The organism is Sphingobacterium sp. T2, assembly GCF_000814685.1.
GTDB lineage: Bacteria > Bacteroidota > Bacteroidia > Sphingobacteriales > Sphingobacteriaceae > Sphingobacterium > Sphingobacterium thermophilum.
The window spans coordinates 1-1,480 of the sequence record NZ_JXAC01000207.1 but is presented as its reverse complement, the minus strand read 5'-3'; the positions used below and the strand labels follow the sequence as shown (position 1 = coordinate 1,480).

The window sequence follows — 1,480 nt, the reverse complement described above, 5'->3', positions numbered from 1 at the left end:
TAAACGAGGGAAATCCTTACCTACCATAAGGAGGAAATCTTACGTTCAAGCTTGTCTGCAACGCATCTTCAGGCCAAGTTTGCTCTCCTAACAATTTGAGACGCAGCCAGTTATAAATTTTAGGCCTATATCTATCATAGAAACGCCTAAAACTGGCCTCATCCTATGCTACAATTCCTGAAATAATATCTTTCATGTTTCTTTCGTAGAATCCCCAAGATTTATATCGGCCGTAAAGCTACAAAATAATACAGGGCTTCTTGCTACCATTTTACAAATTGATAATCAAATATTTGCAAATACAAACAAAAAAGGAGATGACATATACATGCCATCTCCTTTAATTTGCTGAGCGAGGAAAATTAATTCCAATACTTAGTTTGAGTTAATTTGTAACCTCTTTGCTCGTATTCATTGATTTGTGCCAAACCAACTGGAGCTAAATAATTGCGCTCACTAAATTGGTTACGGTTTTTAGCATTCTGAATAAATAAGAATCCAACAAGTTGATCTGCATTGGTGCCGTCATAAGTGACAACATTACCTGCTGCATTCAACACTTTGGTTACCCCTTTATACTTATCGGCCAACAGACCTTTAGCATCTTGAGGTACATTTACCCAAGCACCTAAGAAATAATCTTGCTTTCTGGAGAAGTCCATGTATTCCAATTTTTTCCAGCGTCTGATGTCTTGCAGGCGTGAGAATTCGAATACAAACTCCATTCGGCGCTCACGACGGATTTCCCACATCAACGGAGAAACGTCAGCATCGCGATTAGGGTCGTTTGGATATTGATTAAGGATTAAAGGAGCTGTCTTTTTCACTCCTTTTTGAATTGCTATAGGGTCCAGCGGTCTGTTGCGGATAGCGTTGATAGATTTATCCAAATCTTGCTGTGTTACAGGAGCACCACCGAAAGACTCTGCCAAAATCTGTTTAGCCTCTATCCAGTTTAACACTACCTCTGCCAAGCGAATTACAGGAGCATCAGACGTGTTGGTGTTGGAAGCCCATTTTGAGTAGTCCGGATGAGAAGTAGACAGCTTGTAGCCATCTCTAGCTACAAATTTGTTTCCGTATACCAATGAAGAAGCAATAGTTTCATAATCTGTAGAGAACGAAGCTTCAAAACGAGGGTCTCTAGATTTTGCTAAGTCTTCCAGACGGAAGCTGTTGGCTCCATCTACTGAAGAGTTAGAGTATACCTCTCCATCGTTACAGATATACGATTTCAAGAAGTCTAAGTTTACAGCCTGATTTTGTGCTTCTAATCCGTTTTGGTATGACGCGATGGCGTGTGTTACCCCCAAGGTATTGTCGTAGGCACGGTAAAGGATAACCTCCTTGTTTGCTGCCAAATCCTGCGAAGCAAATAAGCTCTTGTAATCGCTATCGAAAGAGTTATTTGCCGGAATTCATCACGATCTCCGCTGCTTCTACGGCAAACTCAAGGTATTTCTTRACAGCACGATCTTGG

Annotated in this window: 1 protein-coding gene; it reads right to left on the bottom strand. The window is 40.8% G+C overall.

Annotated elements, in window-relative coordinates:
• Positions 1 to 362: 362 nt before the first annotated feature.
• Entirely contained in the window at positions 363 to 1,361 is a 999-nt protein-coding gene (locus SD31_RS12150; RefSeq protein WP_052259024.1) for a RagB/SusD family nutrient uptake outer membrane protein, read from the bottom strand.
• Between the last annotated feature and the right edge of the window lie 119 nt (positions 1,362 to 1,480).